25 protein-coding genes are annotated in these 23,610 nt (G+C 71.5%); 10 read left to right on the forward strand and 15 right to left on the reverse strand.

All coding sequences use genetic code 11. From position 1 onward, the window contains the following. The first annotated feature begins 87 nt into the window (after window positions 1-87). Together OHU34_RS40620 and OHU34_RS40625 are read left to right on the forward strand one after the other, a co-directional pair. On the forward strand, window positions 88-729 hold the full coding sequence (locus tag OHU34_RS40620; RefSeq protein WP_230196041.1) for a nucleotidyltransferase domain-containing protein: 642 nt from the start codon (window positions 88-90) through the stop codon (window positions 727-729). Between the two features lie 69 nt (window positions 730-798). After that, window positions 799-1,113 carry a hypothetical protein gene (locus tag OHU34_RS40625; protein WP_405771318.1) on the forward strand — a complete coding sequence of 105 codons (315 nt, stop codon included), beginning with the start codon at window positions 799-801 and terminating at the stop codon, window positions 1,111-1,113. An 18-nt stretch (window positions 1,114-1,131) separates the two neighbouring features. Here OHU34_RS40625 and OHU34_RS40630 read toward each other — a convergent pair whose 3' ends face one another. The 6 genes from OHU34_RS40630 to OHU34_RS40655 form a co-directional block, all read right to left on the reverse strand. Then, entirely contained in the window at window positions 1,132-1,893 is a 762-nt protein-coding gene (locus OHU34_RS40630; protein WP_142268484.1) for a DUF4239 domain-containing protein, read from the reverse strand. Between the two features lie 87 nt (window positions 1,894-1,980). After that, a complete protein-coding gene (locus tag OHU34_RS40635) occupies window positions 1,981-2,127 on the reverse strand; it encodes a hypothetical protein (protein ID WP_405771322.1) in 147 nt (48 codons plus the stop codon). A 597-nt stretch (window positions 2,128-2,724) separates the two neighbouring features. Continuing rightward, entirely contained in the window at window positions 2,725-4,335 is a 1,611-nt protein-coding gene (locus OHU34_RS40640) for a cation acetate symporter (protein WP_142268482.1), read from the reverse strand. Then, window positions 4,332-4,802, reverse strand: coding sequence for a DUF485 domain-containing protein (locus tag OHU34_RS40645; RefSeq protein WP_405771324.1), 471 nt, complete (start codon window positions 4,800-4,802; stop codon window positions 4,332-4,334). The genes OHU34_RS40640 and OHU34_RS40645 overlap by 4 nt, the downstream gene beginning before the upstream one ends. A 290-nt stretch (window positions 4,803-5,092) precedes the next feature. After that, entirely contained in the window at window positions 5,093-6,034 is a 942-nt protein-coding gene (locus OHU34_RS40650; RefSeq protein ID WP_142268480.1) for an ornithine cyclodeaminase family protein, read from the reverse strand. Continuing rightward, the gene (locus OHU34_RS40655; RefSeq protein ID WP_235034686.1) at window positions 6,031-6,801 is read right to left on the reverse strand and encodes an IclR family transcriptional regulator; all 771 of its coding nucleotides are present in this window, start codon (window positions 6,799-6,801) and stop codon (window positions 6,031-6,033) included. The genes OHU34_RS40650 and OHU34_RS40655 overlap by 4 nt, the downstream gene beginning before the upstream one ends. 129 nt (window positions 6,802-6,930) lie before the next feature. Between OHU34_RS40655 and OHU34_RS40660 the strand changes: the two genes are divergently transcribed. The 3 genes from OHU34_RS40660 (at window position 6,931) to OHU34_RS40670 (ending at window position 9,761) form a co-directional block, all read left to right on the forward strand. Next, on the forward strand, window positions 6,931-8,262 hold the full coding sequence (locus OHU34_RS40660) for an amidohydrolase family protein (RefSeq protein WP_405772532.1): 1,332 nt from the start codon (window positions 6,931-6,933) through the stop codon (window positions 8,260-8,262). Beyond that, on the forward strand, window positions 8,259-9,326 hold the full coding sequence (locus OHU34_RS40665) for a dipeptidase (RefSeq protein ID WP_142268479.1): 1,068 nt from the start codon (window positions 8,259-8,261) through the stop codon (window positions 9,324-9,326). The genes OHU34_RS40660 and OHU34_RS40665 overlap by 4 nt, the downstream gene beginning before the upstream one ends. An 87-nt stretch (window positions 9,327-9,413) precedes the next feature. After that, the gene (locus OHU34_RS40670; RefSeq protein WP_230196047.1) at window positions 9,414-9,761 is read left to right on the forward strand and encodes a PRC-barrel domain containing protein; all 348 of its coding nucleotides are present in this window, start codon (window positions 9,414-9,416) and stop codon (window positions 9,759-9,761) included. A gap of 44 nt (window positions 9,762-9,805) precedes the next feature. Here OHU34_RS40670 and OHU34_RS40675 read toward each other — a convergent pair whose 3' ends face one another. From OHU34_RS40675 to OHU34_RS40690, 4 genes are all read right to left on the reverse strand, one after another. After that, complete coding sequence (locus OHU34_RS40675) at window positions 9,806-10,198, reverse strand: STAS domain-containing protein (RefSeq protein WP_142268478.1); 393 nt, start codon at window positions 10,196-10,198, stop codon at window positions 9,806-9,808. Next, complete coding sequence (locus OHU34_RS40680) at window positions 10,195-11,289, reverse strand: B12-binding domain-containing protein (RefSeq protein WP_405771330.1); 1,095 nt, start codon at window positions 11,287-11,289, stop codon at window positions 10,195-10,197. The genes OHU34_RS40675 and OHU34_RS40680 overlap by 4 nt, the downstream gene beginning before the upstream one ends. Then, complete coding sequence (locus OHU34_RS40685; protein WP_405771333.1) at window positions 11,289-12,911, reverse strand: PP2C family protein-serine/threonine phosphatase; 1,623 nt, start codon at window positions 12,909-12,911, stop codon at window positions 11,289-11,291. The genes OHU34_RS40680 and OHU34_RS40685 overlap by 1 nt, the downstream gene beginning before the upstream one ends. Window positions 12,912-13,119: 208 nt before the next feature. Then, window positions 13,120-13,539, reverse strand: coding sequence for a MerR family transcriptional regulator (locus tag OHU34_RS40690; protein ID WP_200840071.1), 420 nt, complete (start codon window positions 13,537-13,539; stop codon window positions 13,120-13,122). Between the two features lie 518 nt (window positions 13,540-14,057). On the opposite strand from OHU34_RS40690, the gene OHU34_RS40695 reads away from it, so the two are divergent. Beyond that, window positions 14,058-15,548, forward strand: a complete 1,491-nt coding sequence (locus tag OHU34_RS40695) for a SulP family inorganic anion transporter (protein ID WP_142269857.1) — start codon at window positions 14,058-14,060, stop codon at window positions 15,546-15,548. Between the two features lie 133 nt (window positions 15,549-15,681). Then, window positions 15,682-16,821 carry a hypothetical protein gene (locus OHU34_RS40700; RefSeq protein ID WP_405771336.1) on the forward strand — a complete coding sequence of 380 codons (1,140 nt, stop codon included), beginning with the start codon at window positions 15,682-15,684 and terminating at the stop codon, window positions 16,819-16,821. A 46-nt stretch (window positions 16,822-16,867) separates the two neighbouring features. On the opposite strand, the gene OHU34_RS40705 is transcribed toward OHU34_RS40700, so the two are convergent. Next, window positions 16,868-17,662, reverse strand: coding sequence for a maleylpyruvate isomerase family mycothiol-dependent enzyme (locus tag OHU34_RS40705; protein ID WP_405771339.1), 795 nt, complete (start codon window positions 17,660-17,662; stop codon window positions 16,868-16,870). A gap of 150 nt (window positions 17,663-17,812) precedes the next feature. Then, window positions 17,813-19,336 (reverse strand): hypothetical protein, encoded by a 1,524-nt coding sequence (locus OHU34_RS40710; RefSeq protein WP_405771341.1) that lies wholly within the window; start codon window positions 19,334-19,336, stop codon window positions 17,813-17,815. Window positions 19,337-19,675: 339 nt separating this feature from the next. Here OHU34_RS40710 and OHU34_RS40715 point away from each other — a divergent pair, with 339 nt between their 5' ends. Together OHU34_RS40715 and OHU34_RS40720 are read left to right on the forward strand one after the other, a co-directional pair. Continuing rightward, the gene (locus tag OHU34_RS40715) at window positions 19,676-20,167 is read left to right on the forward strand and encodes a flavin reductase family protein (protein ID WP_142268471.1); all 492 of its coding nucleotides are present in this window, start codon (window positions 19,676-19,678) and stop codon (window positions 20,165-20,167) included. Window positions 20,168-20,260: 93 nt separating this feature from the next. Further along, window positions 20,261-20,665 carry an amphi-Trp domain-containing protein gene (locus tag OHU34_RS40720; RefSeq protein WP_405771344.1) on the forward strand — a complete coding sequence of 135 codons (405 nt, stop codon included), beginning with the start codon at window positions 20,261-20,263 and terminating at the stop codon, window positions 20,663-20,665. A gap of 26 nt (window positions 20,666-20,691) precedes the next feature. Here the strand turns inward: OHU34_RS40720 and OHU34_RS40725 are convergent, their stop codons facing one another. Continuing rightward, a complete protein-coding gene (locus tag OHU34_RS40725; protein ID WP_142268469.1) occupies window positions 20,692-21,132 on the reverse strand; it encodes a MarR family winged helix-turn-helix transcriptional regulator in 441 nt (146 codons plus the stop codon). A 90-nt stretch (window positions 21,133-21,222) separates the two neighbouring features. On the opposite strand from OHU34_RS40725, the gene OHU34_RS40730 reads away from it, so the two are divergent. Next, window positions 21,223-21,675, forward strand: coding sequence for a nuclear transport factor 2 family protein (locus OHU34_RS40730; RefSeq protein ID WP_142268468.1), 453 nt, complete (start codon window positions 21,223-21,225; stop codon window positions 21,673-21,675). A 61-nt stretch (window positions 21,676-21,736) separates the two neighbouring features. Here the strand turns inward: OHU34_RS40730 and OHU34_RS40735 are convergent, their stop codons facing one another. After that, window positions 21,737-22,936 (reverse strand): hypothetical protein, encoded by a 1,200-nt coding sequence (locus tag OHU34_RS40735; RefSeq protein ID WP_405771349.1) that lies wholly within the window; start codon window positions 22,934-22,936, stop codon window positions 21,737-21,739. 123 nt (window positions 22,937-23,059) lie between these two features. After that, on the reverse strand, window positions 23,060-23,587 hold the full coding sequence (locus OHU34_RS40740; protein ID WP_142268466.1) for a SigE family RNA polymerase sigma factor: 528 nt from the start codon (window positions 23,585-23,587) through the stop codon (window positions 23,060-23,062). Between the last annotated feature and the right edge of the window lie 23 nt (window positions 23,588-23,610).

Consider the following 23,610-nt stretch of genomic DNA (forward strand, 5'->3'; position numbering starts at 1 on the left):
AATCGACCGGTGAAGGGGTGCATTCTGACGTCAGGATCGTGGGTCAATTTTCTCGACGTCAACCAGCGGTCCCAGTAGGTTGTGCCGATGACCGAACCCCTGCCGCCCGGCGGCACTGTGCCCGATGCGGACGAACTGCAGGCCCGGTGGGCGGATGCCTGGGCGCCGGAGCAGGCAGCGGAGCGGTTGGGCGGGGTGGGCGCGCCCTGGTGCATCGCCGCGGGCTGGGCGCTGGATCTGTTTCGCGGGGCGCCGTCGCGGCGGCACGGTGACCTGGAGATCGCGGTACCCGCCGCGGGTTTTCCCGAGATCCGGGACCGTTTTCCCGAGTACGCCTGGGACGCGGTGGGTTCGGGACGGGTCTGGGTGGGGGCGGGAGCTGAGGCACTGGCGGCCACGCACCAGACCTGGCTCCGGGATCCGGTGAGCGGCCGGTTCCTGTTCGATGTCTTTCGCGAGCCGCACGAGGGCATGACGTGGGTCTGCCGGCGGGACGAGGGTCTGCGGCTGCCGTACGACGCGATCATCGAGCGGACGACGGACGGGATTCCCTACCTGGTACCGGAGTTGGTGCTGCTGTTCAAGGCGAAGGCGACCCGGCCCAAGGACCGGGCGGACTTCGACGAAGTGCTTCCGCTGCTGGGCCGGGCGCGGCGGGATCGCCTCGGCGAGTGGCTGGACCGTGTGCATCCCGGACACCCGTGGCTGGCGGAGCTGGCCCGGCGGTGATGCGGGGCGTCGTTCGTCCCTCCGTGAGGCCGTGACGGAGGTCGAGGGCTCAGTTCCGGCTGACGAGTCGTGGCCGAAACCGTGATGGGGTTCCTCGTCGGCGAGGAGGGACTCGAAGTCTTCGTAGGGCTGCAGGCCGGCGCCGCGGATGCCACTGCGGATCCGGCTTCCCGTGGACTGGGTGTCGCAGTCCTCAGTGAGTCGATGGCCGCGAGCTACGGCGACCGGCTCACCGTGCGCGTCATCGACGACATCGAGACTCCAGTGGTGCTCGCGCTGATCCGGAAGAGCACGCATAACCCGGCTGTGCGCGAGTCGGTCGTGCACAGCCGGCGGGCATTCACCCGGGTCGATCCGGCCCAAGGGCTCTCGCCTGTCCGGTGAATGATCCAGGTGTGCGTCTCAGGTCGTGCCGACGAGCAGTTCCTGCAACGGCTGAGCCGAGTCGGTGCCGGAGTGGCCGAAGGGAGCGTCGAAGCTCCAGACCATGAAGAGCAGGAAGACCACCAGGGCGCTGAACGCGGTGGCCAGCATCAACTCCCGGGCCGAGCGACGGATCTGGAGGGCGTAGAGCAGGCCGAGAGTGACGATCCCGCCGGCGATCAGGCCGAACCAGACCACCCCAGGCAGGGTGCTGCCGGCGCTGTCGAGGCGCTGGTGGCGCGCGTCGTCGGCGGCGGCGACCTGGTCGAGGAGCGGCTGATAGGCCTGGGCCTGGAGTTCGTCGGTGGGCGTGTGGTGCGCGATGTCGCTGCGGATGCGGGTCAGCAGACGGCCCCCGGTGGCGTCGATCGGACCGTCGTCCTCCATGGCCGGCCACTCGGCGGTCACGGCGTGCCGGGCATAGGCGTCGATGTGCTGCCGGACCTGGGTGTGGAAGGCGGCGGGGTAGACGTCCAGGCGCTGGTTGATCTCGTACAGCGCCTGGGCCTCGCGCTGCACGGTGTCCTCGGCGGCGCCGCGTGCCTCCCAGACTCCGGCGATCGCCAGGCCCAGGACGATGGCGTAGACGACGCCGACCATCATCACCATGTACTCGAGGACGTCGGGTGTCTGCGAGGTGTCCTCGTCGTCCGCCACACGGCGGTGGCGCATCACGGTGGCGGCGACCACGAAGGCGCAGACCAGCGCGCAGGCCAGGGTGTAGATCAGCCATTCCGGCACAGCAGGACTCCAGGATGAGCAGATGAGCGGATGAGAAAGGGGCAGATGGCGAGCCGGGGACGAGGTGAAGGGCGGCCCGCGGGTGGGTCACGCGCCGTTGCGGCGACGGGATCCCGGGCGTAGCGCGGCGGCGGCCAGGATGGCCGGGGTGGTGATCACGACGGTGGTCATCGTGGTGGACAGGCCGGCGGGCGCCGGACGTGCCGAGCCGCCGCCGTAGTGGAAGCGGGGCACCCAGCGAAAGGGTGCGGCGCGGGGCGCCCGCGCGCGAGCCGGTGCCGGTGCGTCGTCGGCGGTGTCGGCCTCGGGCGGCGGTTCCGGCGCGGGCACCGCGCGTTCGACGGGCCGGGGGAGGGGGGTTGCCGAACGGGGCGGAGCCGGTGGGGCGTCGACAGGGCGCGGTGCGTGTGCCGCTGGTGCCGGCTGTTCCGTCGGCGGCGAAGGGGCCGGCGTGCGCGGCGGCCGTGTCGCGGGCGGAGGCGACGATGGGGCGGCGGGCCGAGGTCGGGAGGGTGCGCCGATCTCGACCCAGCCGTCGGCGGAACACACCACCACGTGCGTGGTGGTGGGAGTGGTGTCGACGACGACCGCGGGTCCGCAGGCGCCCGGCAGCGGGCAGAGCGCGGCGGCGGTTCCGAGACCGACGGTGATCCAGCCGCTCACCAATGCTGTTCCTCTCGGCTGACGGTGCGTGTGCCTCGGACGGAGGCGTACATGAGTGGATGCCGATGCGCTCACCGGGCGGTGGCCGTTCGGCAACAGGAGTAACGATCATGCTCGGCTCGGGGACACGGCTGCGGTTCGGGCCCGTCCGGTTCGGGCCGCGCGGGTTCAGCGGCTCCTGGGGCTCGGCGGTCCGGCGAGGAGGACGGCTTCGATGGCGGCGTAGCGTTCCCGTTCGCGTGCGGTCGCCTTCCTGCCGGACAGGACGGTGCCGAGCAGGCCGCAGAGGAAGCCCGCCGGTACCGAGACGAGAGCCGTGGTCGTGAAGGGGAACCAGTTGAAGTCGACTTCCGGGAAAGCCGATCCGGGAGAGCCGGAGACGAGGTTGGTGCCGGTCATCAGGACGAGAACGCTGACCGACCCGCCGATCAGCGTGCACAGCAGGCCGGCGCGGGTGAAGCGCCGCCAGAAGAGGCTGTAGACGAGGGCGGGGGCGATGGCCGACGCGCCGAGGCAGAAGGAGACGGTGGCGAGCGGCTGCAGGCTGCGGTGCTGGGCGATGACGGCGAGCAGGATGACGGGGAGGCCCACGGCCAGGGCGGCCAGTCGCGCCAGGGCCATCTCGCGCAGCGGTGAGACGTTCGGGCGGGCCGCGGCGATGTCGTGGGCCAGGGAGTTGGCGCAGGCCAGCGTCATGCTGGCCACGGAGGCCAGCAGGGTCAGGAAGATCGCCGTCGTGACGGTGGCGAACAACAGGCTCTCCGGGCGGGACAGGTGCATCCCGAACGCGGCGCGCGAACCGAGCAGGTAGGCGGTGTTGCCGCGTGGGTCGGCTCCGGCGATGCCCACGCGCCCGATGAGGGCCGTGGCGCCCACGCCGATGACGGTGATCACGGCGATGAACAGGGTGACCGTCGAGATCGCCCAGGACATCGCGCGGCGCACCTGGGGAGCGCTGCCGGCGGTGTACATCCGCATGGTGACGTGCGGCAGGCAGGCGCCGCCCAGCACGATGGCGCACTGGGTGCTCACCATGTCGAGGCCGCGGTGCGGCCCGTCGGCGAACTGCAGGCCGTAGCGCAGGAAGTTCTCCTCGGCGCCGCTACCGTGGGCGGCGGTCCGGAACAGGTTGCGGGGGCTCCAGCCGAAGGTGTGCAGGATGAGTCCGGCGACGACCAGGCCGGAGCCGAGCAGGATCACCGTTTTGAGGATCTGGATCAGGGCGGTGCCGCGCATGCCCCCGATGGCCGCGTAGCTGATCATCAGGGTGCCCGCCCCGACGATGCAGCCGGTCCGCATCGCACCGTCGGAGAAGCCGAGGACGTACGCCAGCAACTGGCCCACCCCGGCCAGTTGTACGACCATCATCGGCACCAGCGAGGCGAGGGTGACCACACACGCGGTGATGCGCACCGCGCGGCCGGGCAGCCGTCTGCCGAGCGCGTCGGCCATGGTGAACCGGCCGGTGTGATGCAGGGGTTCGGCCAGCAGGACCATCAGGAGAAGCAGGGACAGCACGGTGCTCAGGGCCAGTACCACACCGTCGTATCCGCACAGCGCGATGACCCCGCCGATGGTGAGCACGGTGGCGGCGGAGATGTAGTCACCCGCGATGGCGAGGCCGTTGCGCAGGGGCGACAGGGAGCGGTAGCCGGTGTAGAACTCGTCGAGGTCGTCGCGGTCGGGACCGGTCAGCACGCACAGCATGAGCGTCAGGGCCACGACACTCGAGAACGCCACCAGGGACCAGGACTGCGCGGAGCCGTCGAACTCCGTCACGGCCGTGGCTCCTCGGGCGGGACGGGGTCGGGTCGGCGGTGTACGCGCCGGGCCAGCGGGTCGACGTACCGGCGCGCGGTGTACTCGTAGAGGAGTACGGCCAGCCAGGTGACCGGCAGTTGGACCAGGGCGAGGCAGAGTCCGGTGGGAAGGCCGCCCGGGGCGAGGCGGGTCATGACGGCCGGGGCTTCGACGGTGAGGGTGAGGAAGACGGCGAAGTAGCCGAGCGCGGCGAACGTGGCGACGCGCCGCTGCCAGCGGCAGGCCCGGCGCAGCCGACGGAGGTCGCGGTGCCTGCCGGTCCACTGCTGGGCACGTTCCGGCGGACGCGTGTCGGCGGGCAGGCGCTTGTCGTCCGGCAGGCGTGTGTCGTCCGGCGGGGCGGCCCACCGCGGGATCGCGGTGGGGGAGGCGTGCCGTCCGGGCCGGTGCCGCGCCGGGTATAAGTCCGAGCTGTCGGAGGACATCCCAGGATCTCCTACTGGGTCGTGGGCCCCAAGAGGTGCGGCCCGCGCGAACATGGGGAGGGGGTTCGTGTGTTCGGGTCACCGCACGCTATGCGGGTGTCGGACCGTGCGCAGAGACTTCCGTGAACTCCCTGATGAGGACCGCTGCACCGCTCTGACCTCGGATGTTGTGGGAGTGGCGGGTGTGATGTGGGGGCACGACGGTGCTGTGCCGGGTCGCGCGGGTCGAATCGTTCGAACGGGTGCCGGAAGAGGTCCGTGGGGATTCGGCGGCTCCCGGCGCCGAAGCGTCAGCGGGACGGCTCGTCCGTACGGCGACCGGTCGCCGTACGGTGGACGACGTGTGCGGCGGCCACGTCCAGGGCGGCGTGGCCGGTGGACTTGAAGACGGTGAGCTGGTCCTGGGAGGTCCGGCCGGGCGCCTCGCCGCACAGGACGGAGCCCAGGAGGACGACGACGCTGTCCCTCGGCAGCCCCTGCAACTCGTGGGCGCCGGAGGGCGGGGGAGTGGCGGCGGCACCGGGCCACTCCGTGAAGAGCGCGGCGTCCCGGACGGTGTCGTCGTCGAGTTCGGGTCCGTGGGAACCGCCGACCGAGCTCACGTGGGTGCCCGGGGCGAGCCATGCGCGGCGCAGGACGGGGCGGGTCGCGCCGGTGCAGCAGTACACGGTGGACGCCTCGCGTACGGCCGTCTCGATGCCGTCCGTCGCACGGCCCTGCGGGTGCAGGGCGGCCAGCGCGCCGGCTGCTTCGGAGTCGCGGCCCGCGACGGTGACGGGTTCGGCGGGACGGAGCGCGGCGAGGAGGCACACCTGGGCCCTGGCCTGGGCGCCGGTGCCGACCACCACGACGGGTCCGGGCCGGGCCAGGGTCCAGGCACTGTGCGTGGCTGCCGCCGCGGTGCGCCAGGCCGTCACGGGTTCGGCGTCCATGAGGGCCAGGGGACGGCCGTCCTCGGGGTCGAAGAGGGCCACGATGCCCCGGTGGGTGCTGCGCCCGGGGTGGGCGGGGTCGGCGAACACCGACACGAGTTTCGCCGCGAGGCCGAGACCCGGCACGTATCCGGGCATGGCGCCCAGCAGACCGCCGGGCGCGAAGGCCGCTGTCCGGGGCGGCGCGGACACCGCGTCCCGGGCCACGGCGACGAGTGCGTCGGACACGGCGGCCATCAGGCGGCGCGGGTCGAGGGCCGCCGCGGTGGCCGCCCGGTCGAGGACGAGGACGTCGTTCACGCGCCGCTCGCCGTGCCCGGGCCGGACAGCAGGCCGCTGAGGGTGTCCACCGCCGAGGCGAGTTCCTCTCGCAGGCGGCGCATCCGGGGTTCGTCGATCTCGGCATCCGGGCCGACCAGGGTGACGGCGCACACCGGTGCCCCGGGGACCGGGACGACGGCGCGGCTCAGCGAGGCGACGAACTGCTCGTTGCGGCCGTGCTCGACGGCGAACCCGTCGGCCTCGGTCCGCTCGAGGTCGGCGAGCAGACCCGCGTCGCCGTCCAGGGGGTGTCCGGCCTTGCGGGCCACGTCGAGGTAGGGGCCGCGTGCCTGCGGGGGCAGGGCGGCCACCAGGGCGAGGGGGCCGGCGAACCGGTGGACGGGCAGTGCCTCGTCCCGGAGTGTGCTGATCATCGCCAGCCGGTCCGGGCGGATCACGTCCACCACCCGGGAGCCGTCGTTCTCGAGGACCTGGAGGTTGACCATCATGCCGGTGCGCGCGGAGAGGTCCTCCAGCACCGGGCGGGCCAGCGAGGCCAGCGAGTTGTGCGCTGCCCGCGCCGACAGGCGCAGGACGGCGGTGCCCGGCAGATAGCGGTCGTCGACACGCAGCACCCAGCCGCGGCGGACCAGGTCCACGAGGACGCGGTAGGCGGTGGCCCGGTGCAGCCCGACCTCGTCGGCGAGGTCGGTGAGCCGGGGCGGCCGGGGGGCGCGGGCGACGGCCTCGACCAGGTCCAGCGCCTTGTCCACGGCCGTTCGCGGTGCTTGCGTCGCTTGCGGCATCGAAACCCTTCCCGGTGACCGGACGAACCGTCCCGGCGAGGTGTGTCCGGCGCCGGGATTCGGGGGTAGGGTATCGCGTGTTTCGAGTGGCGAGAAAGTTGTTACGTAGAGCGTAACAGATCGAGAGTGGTGACCTTGACGAACGAGAGTTCCGGGGCGGCGAACCCCTTCGCGCCGCCCGCGGCCGGCGAGTTGGTGGTCTACCGCGGCCTCACGCTGTTCGACGGGACCGGCAGTGCGCCCCGGCCCGCCGTGTCGCTCGTCGTGGACGGCTCCGTGATCCGGTCCGTCGCGGACGAGACGGACGTGGCGGCCGCCCTCGCCGACGGCGCCGAAGTCGTCGACCTCACCGGTCACTTCGTCACGCCCGGCCTCATCGACGCGCACCAGCACCTCGCCACTCCGCCCGATCGTCCGGCCGCCGAAGCGGTCCTGTGCCGCCTCATCCACAGCGGAGTCACGGCCGTGCGGGACATGGCGGACGACCTGCGTCAGGTCGGGGACCTCGCGCGGGCCGCGCTGGTGGGCGAGATCGCCGCCCCGGACATCCACTACGCGGCCCTCATGGCGGGCCCGGGCTTCTTCGACGACCCCCGCACCCACCAGGTGACCCAGGGCGCCGTCCCCGGACACGTGCCCTGGATGCAGGCCGTCACCGACACGACCGACCTCCCCCTCGCAGTGGCCCTGGCCCGCGGAACCTACGCGTCGGCCATCAAGGTCTACGCCGACCTGGAAGCGGGCCTCGTCGCCGCCGTCACCGCCGAGGCGCACCGGCAGGGCATCCCGGTGTGGGCGCACGCGGCCGTGTTCCCCGCCACGCCCGGCGAGGTCGTCGCGGCCGGAGTGGACACCGTCTCGCATGTGACCCTGCTGGCCCACGAGGCCGCCAAGGAGCCGCTGACCAGTTACAAGAACAAGCCGGCCGTCGATCACGAGAGTCTGGTCACCGGCGAGGACGCGCGGCTCGACGCGCTCTTCGCCCGGATGCGGGAACGCGACGTCGTCCTGGACGCGACCGCCGGCATGTGGGCGAGCGCGGAGCTCACAGGCGACGACCCGGAAAGCGCCGAACGCGCCCGCCGGCAGACCGAGTTGGCCATCGCGCTCACGGCGCAGGCGCACCGGGCGGGCGTGGCGCTGGCCACCGGCACCGACTACGAGACCGCCCCCGGCGAGCCGTTCCCCGCCCTCTACGAGGAACTCGCCTTCCTGGTCGAGCGATGCGGCATCCCGGCCCCGGACGTGCTCCGCTCCGCGACCCTCGTCGGCGCCCGCAGCGCCGGCACCGCACACCTGACGGGCACCGTCGAGCCGGGCAAACTGGCCGACTTCGCGGTCTTCGCGCGGGATCCGCTGACCGACATCGACCACCTGCGCACCATCACCCTCACCGTCAAGCGGGGCCGCCGCTTCCCGCGCGCCGCCTACGCCACCGCCCCATCCCGGGAGACCCGTTGACCGGCACGCCCCTGATCGTCAACGCGCTGGGACAGCTCGACAACCCCAACGCCCCGCAGTCGATGGAGGCGGCGGGAGACCTCAACCCGACCAGCGAGCAGTACACCGTCGACACCCGGACGCTGGCCGACGCGAGGGCCTCCGGCCTGACCGCCGTCAACATCACCCTCGGCTATGTGATGGGTGACCTGCCGCCCTACGAACACACCCTGCACGAGATCGACGTCTGGGACGGCATCATCGACCGTCACCCGGACGACCTGCTGAAGGTGACCGGCGTCGCCGACATCCGCACGGCCGCCCGCGACGGACGCGTCGGCGTCATCTACGGCTTCCAGAACGCGGTGGCCGTCGGGGACGACGCCGCCCGGATCGCCACCTTCGCCGAACGCGGTGTGCGCGTCGTCCAGTTGACCTACAACCAGGCCAACCACCTCGGCGGCGGCTCGATGGCACCGTCCGGCACAGGGCTGACCGCGTTCGGACGCGAGGTGGTCGACGCCCTCAACGACCACCACGTCATGGTCGACCTGTCGCACAGCGGTGAGCGGACCTGTCTGGACGCCGCCACGCACTCCCGTGTCCCCGTTTCGATCAACCACACGGGGTGTCGCGCGCTGACCGACCTGCCCCGCAACAAGACCGACGAGGAACTGCGTCTGGTGGCCTCCCGCGGCGGCTTCGTCGGCATCTACTTCATGCCGTTCCTCAGCCCCACCGGCCACGCGCGCGCCGCCGACGTGGTCGAGCACATCGCACACGCCGTGGACGTCTGCGGCGAGGACCACGTCGGCATCGGCACCGACGGCCCCGTCACCGCGGTCGACGACCTCGACGCCTACCGCGCCCGGCTGGCCGAGCACGTGGCGCAGCGCCAGGAGGCCGGGGTCTCCGCGGCCGGCGAACGGGCGGACACCTGTCCCTTCGTGGTCGACCTGCGGGGCGTGGACCAGTTCCGCGAGCTGATACGGCTGCTGGAACAGCGTGGCTACTCCTCCGGCCGCATCGAGAAGATCATGGGGCGCAACTTCGTCGACCACGCGGAACGGGTGTGGACGGCGTAGCCCCGCGACGGGCGCCGTGATGTTTCCCGCACGTCTGTCACCCGCCTGAGCGGGCACTAGCAGGAACAGGACGACAGGGAGGACATCGTGAGCCAATACCGCGCACACCACGTGCCGACCGCCGGCCACACCCCGGACGACGACCTGACCGGATACCAGGTCGACGCCACGGACGGTCACGTCGGCAAGGTCAGCAAGTACTCCAGGGACCTCGGCCCGCGCTTCCTGGTGGTGCACACCGGCCTGTGGGTCCTCGGCAAGGACGTGGTGATCCCGTCGGGCGAGGTCCTGGGCATCGATCACGACGCCCGCATCGTGCAGCTGGCCCGGACGAAGGCACAGGTCAAGTCGGCACCCGTCTTCGACGCCGACACCTACCTGGGCGATCCGCGCCACCGCGACCAACTGGGCGGCCGGCACGGATCCGGCCACTGACACGAGCGGCCCGCCCCCTCTGATGGGTGCGGGCCGCTCGCCGTTCAGGGGATCGCAGCCTCGGGAGAGCCCGCTCCGTGCGCGTGCTGCGTCAAGTGGCCCATGACGCCGGTGACTTCGAGCAGGCGGGTGAAGCAGGTCGGCTGGTGGTGCAGATGCAGGGTGATGCCGGCCGGGTGGGTGCGGCGGCGCAGGGCGAGCAGGGCGGACAGGCCGCTGGAGTCGAAGGCGGTGAGATCCGTCCAGTCCAGACGCAGGTGGCGCAGGGCCGGGCCGTGCTGTTCGGCGTGCGCGTCCAGCAACTTGTCCAGGGTGGGAGTGAACTCGTCACTGGTGTCGTGGTCGAGGTATCCGTGGATCGCCACACGCAGCGTGTGCGCCTCGGCGGCCTGGACGGTCAGGGTGAACTCCGCCGACGGACAGGGGGTGGAGTTCATGCGGTGATTCCCGGGTCGGAGTCGGTGGGCATCGTGGGCAGGGTGTCGGTCGCGGTCTTGAGGAAGCCGAGGGCGCGGGGGTAGTCGTGCAGCTGATCGGCCAGGATGGCCAGCCCCAGGCGCAGGCTGCCGACGGGCACCCGGCGGGCGGTGAGGATGTCCGCTGTCCAGGTGGTGAACGCCGTGAACAGGGCGGCGTCGTCGACGTAGAGGGCGGTGGCCAGGAAGTCCACGATGTGGGCGAGGTCCTCGGCGGTCCGCTCGCGCTGCGCCGGGGTGTAGGACCGCATGGCCGGCCAGCGGTCCTCCATGGCGGCCAGCGACTGCCGGACCAGGCCGGTGCGGCTCTGCCTGATGAAGGTGTATTCCTGATCGGCGAGATGGGGCAGGTCGTCGATCTGCTGCCGCTGCCGCGCCCGGTGCCCGGTCAGGCCCTGAGCCAGGAGGTCCGCGGCGGCGCGAGCGTCGGGGGCCCAGGCGTCGGCCTGGATGAGACGGGCGTAGCGGCCGTCCGCGGCGAAGGCGGCGCCGCCGACCATGACGGGGATGCCGAGGGACTGCACGGCGGTGACCGCATGGTGCGCGGTGGGCAGGTGGGTGGGGATCGAGGCCGACAGCAGCACGGCGGCGGGGTTGGTCCGGTGCAGGTGCGCGATCAGTTGCGGGGTGGGTGTGCGGGCGCCGAGGAAGTCCACCCGCCAGCCGCGCAGGGTGAGGAGTTCGGCCAGGAACCGGGCGGGAAGGGCATGCCATTCGCCGTCCACGCAGGCCACTGTGACCCGCCCCCGTCCGGGCCGGCCGGGCGGGGGCACCGGGTGCTCGGCCAGGGTGGCGATGACCCGGTCGGTGATCGCGCTGGCCGCGTGCTCCTCGGCCACGCTGATGCGGTTGGCCGCCCACTCCCTGCCGACGCGGTGCTGCACGCCGGCGACGACGTCCAAGAGCAGTGCCTCACGCGTCTCGGCGTCGGCTCCCGCGTCGGCCGCGGCAGCCACCAGTCGCAGCGCGGCGGGCTCGTCCCGGCCGATCACCGCGGTCCACAGCCGATCCGACAGTCCCCGCAGGGTCGTGTCGGCTCCGGGGCCCGTCATCACAGCTCCCTCGGGTGCGGGTAGTGGCCCTCGGGCCCGTTCGCGACCTCCGGCCTGCCGTGGCCGCCGACAGGGTTGGTGATCGCGAGCGTGGCCATGTCGTCATGGCGGTCACTCTCCAACCACTGCGCGGCCAGCATCTGTACGCGCTCGACCACCGCCTCCGCAGGCATCCGCGCACACTCGCGCAGGGCGTCCCGCAGCCTCGCCTCGCCGTAGAGCTGATCGCCCAGCGGGCCACCGCGGGCTTCCGTGATCCCGTCCGTGTACAGCAGACAGGTCTCCCCGGGTGCCAGCACCACGTCGGCGCTGCGCATCCGGACGTCGGGAAGCGCGCCCACGAGCGTGCCGCTGGTGTCGGCCTCCTCCACCCGGCCGTCGCGGCGGACGATCAGCGGCGGCAGGTGCCCGGCGCTGGTCAGCCGCAGCCGTACCTGCTCCGAGTTCCGTCGCACGGAGGCCAGCACCAGGGTCGCGAACCGGGTGTGGTGGGAGTTGAGCAGTGCGCCGTTGAGCAGGCTGAGCACCTGCTGGTGGTCACGGGACAGAGGCAGCAGCGCATGCAGCACGCTGCGGATCTTCCCGGTCAGGACTGCGGCCTCCAGGCCCTTGCCGGCCACGTCTCCCAGGATGACGAACGTTTCGTCGGTGAGGTCCGCGCCGGGGTGGACATCGTAGAAGTCGCCGCCGACACGCTCATGGTCCTGCGACGCCCGGTAGGCCCCGGCGTATTCGACACCGTGCACCCGCTCCAGCCGCGGCGGCAGCAACTCCCGCAGCAGCGTGGCCGTGATCGACGCCTGCTCGGCGTACAGGCGCGCAGCTGACAGGGCGGCTCCCGCCCGCGCGGCGAACAGCCGGGCGAAGACCTCCTCGCCGTCCGTGAACGCCCGGTGTGTGCTGGACCGCAGCAGAATCAGCACCCCGGCCGGCATCCCGTGCCCGGGCAGCGGAGTGACGATCACCGACCCGATCGGCCGGTCGAAGCCCGGTGGGACCACCCAGCCAGGGAGGTCGTCCGGGTCGAGCCACCGTGTGGGAACCGGTGGGAATCCCCGGAGCGCTTCTGCCAGTCCGGGAACCGACCCCGCGTCGATCGGCACCATGACCTGGGTGACTTCACCGCCCACCTGCGCATACGTCAGCGAATGGCGGCGGCCTTGAGCGGGAGCGACGATGACCGCCGCGTCGGCGAGATGATCAGCGGCCATCCGTGCCGTCACCTCCGTGCACCGGTCCACATTCAGCGACGACGACAGCGCACCGGAGATCTCCGCGAGCAGTGCGGCCCGCTCTCGTTCACTGTGCAACGCCTGCTCGGCCAGGCGGAGATCGGTGTTCTCCACCAGCCACCACACCACGTCCCCGCCCTCGGTGTGCGAGGGGTGCGCCACGAACGTGCGGCCGGCCACGGCACCCGAGACGGCACCCCACGGTGTTCCGGTCGTCCGCAGGCGGCCATGGGCCTCCGCGAGCCAGTGCGGCAGGCCTTGCGCCGCGCCACTCTTCCCGCGATCGAAGAGCAGGCCGCGCGCGGCCTCGTTCGCCTCGACGACGTCCCCGCCGCGGTCGACGACGAGCACGGGGTAGGGAGCGTCACTCCACGCGGTGCCGACGCCCACGCGTGAACTGCCAGAGGTACCTGGAGAAGAAGTCACAAGCGGGGGAACGCATCGCGCGTGCCCCACCACCTCTCTGCCGATGGAAAAGATTGCCGTCCGGCAACCATCTCGCATCCGTCAAACCTATGCAACGCCCGGCCGCATCCCACACAGGGTCACCACCTACCCGCATGCCGTCCACCCTTCACGCGGGTGCCCGGCGGGCCGGTCACGCGTCGTGTCGGCTCGCGGTGGCGGTGTCCCGACGGCCGGCGTCGTGAAGCCGACCGCGCAGCGTCGCGGCGAAGTCCTCGGCGCGCTCCAGCTGGGTGCGCAGGGTGAGCACGCGCTGCTGCGCGGCCTCCTCGAAGCCGCGCACCCGCTGCAGCAGTTCCTCCCGCTCTTCGGGCCGCAGCTCCTCGCCGGCGTCGAGGCGGTCGGTGGCCTCCAGCAGCGAGCGCATCTCGTCCAGGGTGAAGCCGAGCGGCTTCATGCGGCGGATGACCATCAGGCGGGCGACGTCGGCTTCGGTGTAGAGGCGGAAGCCGCCCCGGGAGCGGGCAGAGGGGGCGACGAGGCCGGTCTCGTCGTAGTGCCTGATGGTGCGTAGCGACAACTCGGTCGTCGCGGCGACCTCGCCGATCTGCATGCGCTTGGCGTCCACGTCCTCGACCCGGCCCTTCTCGTCGTCGGCGGGGCCGTGTCCCTGTCGCGTCCGGCCCGCCGATCCCTACTCTAACGTTAGGGTAGAGTTGCCGTCGGTGAGGGTCGGGCTGACGCCGCCCCCACTCGTGTGCGGTGCGGATCTCCACGTCCGGCCGCTGCCGTGTCGGGGCCGATGCCGCCCCCGGCGAAGAATCCGAGTCCTGCGGGAGAGACGCGTGCGCGAGTCCATGGCGTCCGGCGCCGTCGTCTGTCCGCCGTGACCTTCGCCCGTCACCCTTGGCCCGTCGTCCTTCGCCCCTGACCCTTCGCCCCTGATCAGAATCCCGCCCGACCAGAGTCCCGACGCGTACTCGAGCGTGCCCGTCGGCGCTGCTGTTCGGCTTCCGGCCCCCAGCGGGCCGACCGCGGAGCCCGCCCGGCCTCCGCGCCGTCCTCCGCGCGCCCTGCCCCCAGGGAGGTGCCCGAGCACGACAGGTAGCCGTTTCGTTGTCCTCCTCCGTACTGTCCCCCGCCGCGCGGCTCAACGGCCTCAAGCCCGACTGGATACGTGACCCGAAGGTCTGGCGCACCGAGGTGCTGGGCGGCCTGGTCGTGGCACTCGCGCTGATCCCCGAGGCGATCTCCTTCTCGGTCATCGCCGGGGTCGACCCCGCGATCGGACTGTTCGCCTCCTTCACCATGGCCGTCACCATCGCCGTCGTCGGCGGCCGACGGGCGATGATCTCCGCCGCCACCGGCGCCGTCGCCCTCGTCATCGCGCCCCTCAACCGCGAGCACGGCTTCGGCCACCTCGTCGCCGCGGTCATCCTGGCCGGTGTCTTCCAGGTGATCCTGGGCGCGCTCGGCGTGGCGAAGCTGATGCGGTTCGTGCCCCGCTCGGTGATGGTCGGCTTCGTCAACTCCCTCGCCATCCTCATCTTCATGGCGCAGGTGCCGGAGATGAGCGACGTGCCCTGGCCGGTCTACCCGCTGATCGCCGCCGGGCTGGCGCTGATGGTGTTCTTCCCGAAGGTCACCACCGTCGTCCCGGCACCGCTGGTGTCGATCGCCATCCTGACCGTCGTCACGGTGGCCGCCGGGATCGCTGTGCCGACGGTGGGCGACAAGGGCGAACTGCCGTCCTCGCTGCCGGTGCCGGGCCTGCCGGATGTGCCGTTCACCATGGACACGCTGACGACGATCGCGCCGTACGCCTTCGCGATGGCGCTGGTCGGCCTGATGGAGTCGCTGATGACGGCCAAGCTGGTCGACGACATCACCGAAACCCACTCCTCGAAGACCCGTGAGTCCATCGGCCAGGGCATCGCCAACATCGTCACCGGCTTCTTCGGCGGCATGGGCGGTTGCGCCATGATCGGCCAGACGATGATCAACGTGAAGGTGTCCGGCGCCCGGACCCGCCTGTCCACGTTCCTGGCCGGCGCGTTCCTGATGGTGTTGTGCATCGCGTTCGGGCCGATCGTCTCCGACATCCCGATGGCTGCCCTGGTCGCCGTGATGGTCATGGTGTCGTTCGCGACGTTCGACTGGCACTCCGTCGCCCCGAAGACACTCAAGCGGATGCCCGCCGGGGAGATCGCCGTCATGGTGATCACCGTCGCCTGCGTGGTCGCCACCCACAACCTCGCCATCGGCGTCGTCGTCGGCTCGATCACCGCCATGGTCGTCTTCGCCAAGCGCGTCGCCCACCTCGCCGAGGTCACCGCCGTCACGGATCCCGACCGCACCACCGTCGTCTACCGCGTGACCGGCGAACTGTTCTTCGCCTCCTCCAACGACCTCGTCGGCCGGTTCGACTACGCCACCGACCCCGACCGGGTCGTCATCGACCTGTCCGACGCCCACATCTGGGACGCCTCCTCCGTCGCCGCCCTGGACACCGTCGAGACCAGGTACGCCCAGCGCGGCAAGACCGTGGAGATCACCGGCCTGAACGGACCCAGCGCTCACCTCCACGGAAAGCTCAGCGGCGAACTGTCAGCCGGACACTGACCGGACTCGCCCCTCCGGCCGCCCCGGTCCCGCGCCGACTCAGGGTGGCCGCCGTAGGCAACTGATCATCACCCCCTACTCTTCGGCTGGTTGAAACAGTCATCGACAGAGGATCAAGACGGGGGAAGGCACCATGACATATCGGCGCGCGGTGATACCGGCACTGGTCGGCGGTCTGCTGATCACGTTGTTGCTGTGGTGGGCGGGGGCGAGCGAGCAGGCACTCCACCTGCGCGGCACCAGCAGCGTCTTCGACGTCGAGTCCGTGACCGAACTCCGGCGATGGCTCGCACCCTGGTCGTACGACCCGCCGACGGGGTCGCTGTCGGACGGCGCCGCGGGCGGGGACGCGGCCTCGACCGGAGGCACCCGGTACAGCGATCTCTACAGCACCGCCCTGCAGATCAGGTTCGTGGCGGTCTTCGTGTTCTTCGTGGCCGGCGCGCTGCTCCTGGTCCACAGAATTCCGCCGACGCAGGGCCGCACGCCCGCCACGCTGCTCGCGGTGTGGGCCTGGGCTCCCGTGGCCGCGACGCTGGCGTTGACGGTCTCCGCGCCGTGGCTGATCGTGTCCCGTGGCCACGGCAGCTACCGGTTCCTGCCCCAGCTGGCGGGCGCGATCGCGTCGAGCGGGCCGGTCACGGTGTTCGTGGGGCTGTTGACCGCCCTGGCCACGGTGCTCGTCGCGCGTATCACCGCCAAGGACGCGGAGCCGCAGCCCCGGCAGAGTGTGCCGCCGCGCGCCGCCCGCCTGGCCGCGAGTGTCGGGACCGCGGTGGTCGCGCTGTCGGTGGTGATCCTCTCGTACCAGTCGGTCGCGGCCTGGATCCAGACGTCCTTCGGCGGCGGAGGCCTGCTGTCCGAGCCCGGCGACCTGCTGCGTCAGTGGCTGCTGCTCGGCGCGTGGACGGACCCGGCGACCGGACCGCTCGGCGACTGGCTGCTGTACCGAGCCGCCGACGCGCTCGTGCTGGTCGTGGTGTGGTGGGCGCTGCGGCTGCTGCCCGGCCTGCTGACCCGGACCACGGTCCCCGCGATGGCGGTGGGCGCGATCTGCGCAACGGTGTGGGGACTGCTGGCGAGCCAGGTACTGCACATGGCGATCGACGACACCGTCGACGTGTGGGGCCCCGTGTACCTGTTCTCGAAGCTCGGCACCGGCATCCCGGCCGCCCTCACCTTCGGCATCCTGGCGGGACCGGCGGCCCTGGTGACACTGCGGCTGGCCGGGGGCCGCGACACCGACGAGTCCCCCGGTGAAGTGGGCCGGTGACGTAGGCACGTGAAGCAACCCGGCGACGTAAGGGAACGAAGGGGACCTATTTGCGGAGCCAGAAGCCGGATCGTTCCACCCACAGGGTCAGCAGGTCGGCGTCCCCGTACACCTCGACGGACGGGTCGGCGGGGGTGCGGCGCCCGTACAGGAGCAGCACCAGGTCGGTGAGCGGGCCGCGTACCGCCACCGCGGACTTCTCGTGGGCGTGGCTCCAGGTGATCGGCTCACCCGTGAGGTCCACCAGCCATTCGGCCTGACGGACGTCGGTCGCGTGCAGGTGCAGTGTGCGGCCCGGGCCGGTGAGCGGCGGGGCGTCCGGGCCGGCGGCCTCCAGGACCCGGGGCAGCGAACCGAAGCCCATCCACTCGTCCAGGGCGTCCCGGGCCAGGTCCTCGCGTACGGCGAAGGGGGCGTCCGTGACGAAGGCGGCGTCGGCGGCGTGCAGGGTCGTCTCGTGGGTCATCCGCCGGGCCCAGAAGCGCGCGGTGCCGCTCGGGGCGACCGTCCACACCGGGGCGTCGGGACCGGCGTCGAGCAGAGCGCCGGTCAGCTCCGCGGCGCCGTCGGCGAGCCAGGCATCCAGGGCGGCCGGGGTCTCGGGGCCGGCCGAGAAGACGTCGTCGACCAGGTCGTGGGGCACCGGCCCGGTGGCCCGGGTGCGGACGATCCGCGCCGCCCAGCGGTGGGTACCGCCGACGTGCCGGGCGAGGTGGGTGAGGGACCAACCGGGACAGGTGGGAACGGGAGCACCCGCCGGGTCCGCCTCGGCGCACCGCACGGCGGCGCGCAACTCGTCGGTCCGGGAGCTGATTTCGGAACAGTATGCGTCGAAGCTCACGTCATTCACCCGGACACCGTAGGACGCGCGTACGGAGTCCGTGCCGAATCCGGTCACCGTGCCGGTCGCTGACTCCGGCGCGTTCCGCCGCCGACCGGCCCGCGTCCGCCAAGTCCCTGTCCGGCCCGCCCCCGTCGGCCCGTCGGCCCGTCAGGGTCTGGCGACCCGCACGGTGAGCGGGTTGTTGAAGTAGCCGGAGGCGGACTGCTGTTCGTGGAAACTCTCGCCCGGGCCGCCGCCGTAGACGCGGAAGAACCAGGCACGACCGGTGTGATCCTCGAAGTCCTCCTGAAGCCTGCGCCGTGGGAGCCCCTGGATGTCCTTGATGCCCGGGTCCGTGCACAGCACGCGCATCACGTCGTCGAACTTCTTCTTGAACGCCTGCTGGTCGTCGTTCTGGTTCAGCGCGCTGACGGTGCTGAACCAGCCGCCGGCCTTCTTCGCCCGCTGGTACAGCGTGTCGTACAGCTCCTCGCGTGCCACCCTGTCGAAGTCGTTGCGCGCGTAGTTCTCCAGCGTCACCCGGCAGCTGCCGTCCAGAGAGGAGGCGACCACGGCCGCGAAGTGATACCCCCAGACGTTCTCGCCCCGGGTCGCCGGCGGCTGCACGGAGTGGTCGCGCTCGTCCTCGGCGGCCATGCTGAAGATCGCGAACCCCTCGCCGACGCCGGGCGCCGCGTGCTGATTGACACCCAGCCGGGCGGCGGTCCCGTCGCGTCCGCCGTTCCTGACGGCTTCGCCGTACACCCGTCCGTTGTCGGGCGCCGCCCGGTCCCTGGCCCCGGCCGCGTCGACCGCCCCGGGCACGTCCAGGCCGCCGTCGGGTGAGGAGGCGATCTGTCCGGCGAGACTGCTGATCCGTGGATCGCTGTCGGAGCCGGGGGTGATGTCGAAGCCTTCGTTGTCGCCACCGAGCACCACCCGGCTCGTCTTGTCCCGGCTGGAGCCCATCAGTTTGCAGGCCACCGTGATGCAGGTGCTGCGCACCAGCGAGACGAACTCCTCGCTCGCGGACTGCTGCGCCTGCTGCGCGAGCACCGGTTGTACCCGGGTGAGCCGCCGACCGCCGACGGTGACGCTCCTGCCCTGGAGCGCGAGCCGCACGATGCTGCCCGCAGCGTCCAGGGAGGCGTTGGCGTTGTCGACGACCTGCTGGACGGCGTAGAACTCCTTCGGTTCGTCCTTGTCGAGCACGGCGAGCGTGCCGTCGTTCGCGACGCGCAGCCCCGCTTCGGCGGGTTTGACCTCACGGGCGGGGAAGCGGATGCGCTCGGGGACGCCAGGAGGGCCCAGGGTGGCACCGCTGCCGGCCACCACCCGGGCGTCCTGCTCCTGCTCCATGAAGTGCGGGCCCCTGTCGCCCTCCTCGCGGTGTGCCGGGTAGCTGCCGCCGGGGACGGTGCCGATCCGCTGGACGACATGGCGGGCGGAGTCGGTCGGGCCGCTGCTCCGCGTGCTGTTCACGGCGCCGACCGTCCGGCTCAGTGCCGCGTTGCCCGCGCTCTGTTGCAGCGCGGCGATGGTGTCCGCGCCGGCTCGGGTGGCGAGCCCACGGCCGGAAAGGTCGGCCCAGACACGAGCTGCCACGCCGGGCGCCGCGGACGCCGTCGAACGCCGGGCAGGCTGCTGTCCGGCATAGGCGGACGCCGGGTCCTGTTCTGCTCTGCGCACCATGTCCGTCTGTCCGTGTGTTTCCCTCTTCAGGTGCCGGTCACGTGACACGTCCCCGTGTTCCGGGGTGTCTCGTCGGCGTCGTACCGATCAGCGTGGACCGGCCGGGCAACCCGCCTCAAGGGCTGCGGGGCAGCCGACGGGGAAGACTCCTGTGGCCTTTCGAGCAGCCGCGATGGTCCTGACGGGGGAGGGAACGGTCCGGGGACACGAACGGTGGTAGCCACAGCGTGCGGTGTCGGTCGTGTAGACCGATGGCCGACGGGAACCAGAGTCTCGCCCGGCGCGAGGCCGGAGCGCGCCACGCCAGGGATCCCGGACGGCCGGTGGAGGGACAGGGGTATGACGGACTTCGACGCGTTCACCGACCTGCTGAATCCCGACATGTGCGTCGTGACGGCCCGGGCGGGTGGCGAGCGGGCGGGCTGCCTCGTGGGCTTCGCCTCCCAGTGCTCCATGCGGCCGGTGCGGTTCGTGGTGTGGCTGTCGAAAGTGAACCGGACCTATGAGGTGGCCTGCGCCGCCGAGTTCCTCGCCGTGCATCTGCTGACGCCCGAACAGTTCGCACTGGCCGACCTGTTCGGGGGCGAGACCGGCGACCGGGTGGACAAGTTCGCGCGGGCGCGCTGGACGGAGGGGCACGGCGGTGCCGTCGTCCTCCCGGACGCTGCCGCGTGGTGCGTCGGCAGGATCGAGCAGCGGATCGATGCGGGGGACCATGTCGGTTTCGTCCTGGACCCGGTGCGGTCGGGTGCGCAGGGCGAGCCCGACGGCCGTCCGCTGCTGAGGCTCGCGGACGCCCTCACCATCGAACCGGGTCACCCGGTGGACTGACCTGCGCGCGGTTGCGGTCGCACCGGATGTCCGATGCCGTGCATGACCCCAGAATTGGCGTTATGTGTTGTTCATGCCGGATCGGAGGCGTTCATGAGGGACCTCAAGTTTGAGCAGAAGCGTTCGCTGTCACGTCTGGAGGCGGCCGACCAGCTCACGGCCCTCGCGGCTGCGCTGAGGGAGGGCGGGGAGGTGGAACTGGAGTTCGGTCCCGGGATGCTGAGTCTGCGGATTCCCGACGACCTGCGCACCGAGATCGAGGTCGAGGTCGGCGACGGGGAGATCGAGCTGGAGTTCGAGTTCAAGTGGCCGACCGCACCGACCCGGGCAGCGTCGCCGCGGGCGGCCACGGCCACCAAGGAGGCCACGGCCACCAAGGAGGCCACGGCCACCAAGGAGGCCACCGGCCGGAAGGGAGCGCCCGCCAAACCCGGACGGAGCGGCACGGGGGCGGGCAGGAGCAGAACCGCGAAGACGGCCGCGACGAAGACGCCCTGAGTCGTGCCGAACCGGCTGGTGGACCGTCACGGTGATTCGTGGTGGGCGAGAACCCGGCCGAGCAGGCGGGTCAACGTCTCGCGGTCCTCGGCCGAGAGCGGTTCCAGCAGGTCGTCCTGCACCTGATCCATCAGCTGATCCATGCGCCGCAGCTGCTGGACGCCGCCCGGGGTGAGGGTCACCTTGTTGCGCCGTCCGTGATCCGGGTCCGGCGCCCGGTCGACGAATCCCTGTTCGACCAGTTTATTGACGGCCGTCACGACATCGCTGCGGTCGACGCGGCACCGGCGGCCGAGCCCGGCCTGGCTCGCGGGCCCGAACTCGTACAGTGCCGCCAGGATGCGGTAGTGGTACCCGCGCGCCCCGGCGGCGGTGAAGCCGTCGAACACCAGCCGGCGGGCGTGCACGGCGAGCTGGGTGATCAGCCAGCTCGGCTTCACCGTCAAGCGCTCGGGGATCTCGTCCATGACGACCACTCTATAAGTGTTGGTGTCACCAACACTGCGTCGGTAGTGTTGGTGACACCCATGTTGGAGTCGCCGTCACAAGGAGACGTGGTGTCCGCTGCCGCCCGGATCGCCGATCGTGTCGAGATAGCCGAACTCTTCGCCCGCCTGGCCAATCTGCTGGACGAATGTCGCCATGACGACGTCGCGACCGTCTACCACGACGACATCGTGGTGCGTGGGCCGAACGGCGAGCTGCGCGGCCTCGACGAAGTGACCGCCCTGCTGAAGCGGAGCCAGGTCGAGGGAGAGCACACCCAGCACGTGCACGGTGACGTGCTGGTACAAGTCGACGGTGACCGCGCGAAGGCCACGGCGAACCAGCTCGTGTACTTCTACCGGGACGGCGAACCGCCCCACCGGACAAGCGGCCTGCGATCGGCCTGCACCGCCGTGCTGACCTCGGCGGGCTGGCGGTTCAGCGAAATGCGGATCACGCTCGCCTGGACGCAGGGGACACCGCGGGTCGTTCCGGCGCCCGGCACGGGTGATCCCGGCGAGTGATCGGCTGCCGAGCACTTCACCCGTCCCGGGGTGGGTCCGACGTCTCGCCGCGCCGTCGGCACTACCGGGCGAGCAGCCAGGACCGGCTGGTGGCGATGGTCTTGAGTTCTTCGGCCGTGATCAAGGGGGCGGCGCCGCTCTTCTTGGAGGTCGGACTCGGAGCGTTGTAGGCGGAGACGGAGATCCACAGCCCGTTCACCCGGAGTGCGTCGACCCGGAGCTGGACGACTCCCGGCTGCCGGCCGGGCAGTTGCCGGGTGCCCACCTTGGTGCCGTCGGCCAGGGTCTCGTTCCATGCCTCCTTGTCGCCGGCGGTCCGGCCGACCTCGATGTAGGTCCGGTTGCTGCTCTCGGAGTCGGACACGACGACATGGCCCTCCACCCCGGTGCCCCCCTCCGAGTAGATGTGCAGACGCTCGGGCAGCAGGTCCTTGAGCAGGGGCAGGAAGTCGCCCGGCTCGGCCATGGTGCCCGGCTCCAGCGTCCCCAGGGAGTTGGGTTCCCCGGCGGGGGTGAAGGAGCCGTCGACGAACATCGCCAGGTAGCGCAGCTTGCCCGGGTTCATGCGGGGGTTGCGGGTCACGGGTTCCGTGTCGGCGTCGGTCGTCGACGCCACGTTGTGGGTGGCGACCTCGATGAGGTACCCGCTGGGCGAGAGCATCGTGACCGCCCACTTCTTGATCCCGCCCGCCTTGCCCGCCTCGGTGTACCCCTTCACGGCCCGGTTGTCGGGTTGTGTCGTGCACTCCTCGTACGGAGAATCCCCGTCGGGCGGGCAGGTGATCAGCTCCTTGAGGTCCTCCTCGGCCGGGTCGACCCGGCGCACCGAGAGCGTGACCCTCGCCGCGCCGTAGCCGTCCCCGAAGTCGATCGAGGCCGTCGCGGGTCGGCTCGCCCCGGAGCTTCCCGTTGCCTGCAGCTTGGGGTGCGTGACGGCGATCCCGGAGACGTCCATGGCGTTCTGGAGGATGTTCTCCATGTTCTTGGCGGTGACGGCGAAGTGTCCGTAGCCGCCTCCCGGTGGCGGCGTCGAGGCCAGGCCGCCGACCTTGCCGTCGTCGTCCTGCCCGCCGCCCAGTCGGACACCGGCCGTCGCCAACAGAACGACGGCCAGCGCGCTCCCGGCCATGACGGAGGCGCGGCGGCGGGCCAGCCTGCGGCGGCCGCGCAGGAGGCTGCCTTCCGCCAGGGACCGCCGGTCGGCGGTGAAGGTGCCCGCGGTGTCGCGGAGTACCTTCCCGAGTTCGTCTTCGAAGGGCATACGGAACCACCAGTTCCTGTGTTGGTGCGGACGGGAGTGCGGAGCGATGAACGGGACGGGCCCCCGTGGGCCCGGTTGTTCGCAGCAGTGGGGAAACGAACGGCGGGAGGCAGGGCCGGGTGGTCAGGCCGGGGTGATCAGTTCGGCGAGGCTGCCCCCGAGCCGTTCGCGGAGTTTCGCCAGCGCCCGGGTCGAGCGGGTGCGTACGGCCGCGGCACTCACGTTCATCGCGTCGGCGGTGTCCTCCACGCTGCGGTCCTCCCAGTAGCGCAGCACCACCACCGCCCGGTCCTTGGGCGGCAGTTCCCGCAAGGCCTGAAGCAGCGCGAGCCGCAGAGCCGGGTCGTCCGTGCTCCGGGTCGGCGGGGCGTCCGGCAGGTCCGCCAGCGGGCGCTCGGCCGCGGAGTACCGCCGACGGTGGGTCAGGAAGGTACGGACGAGAACCGTCTGGGCGTACGCCGCAGGGTTGTCGATCCGGGACATCCGACCGCCAAGGGTGTACATCCGGCTGAGCGTCTCCTGCACCAGATCCTCGGCGAGGTGAATGTCTCCACTGGTGAGCAGGCATGCGGAGCGCAGCAGATGCCCGGCGCGTCCGGTGGCGAACTCCATGAACTCATCTGTCCGGGACGATGTCCGGGACCTTCTCATTCCCACCCCTCGGTGCCTTTCCG

This window comes from Streptomyces sp. NBC_00080 (assembly GCF_045041255.1).
Classification (GTDB): domain Bacteria; phylum Actinomycetota; class Actinomycetes; order Streptomycetales; family Streptomycetaceae; genus Streptomyces; species Streptomyces coriariae.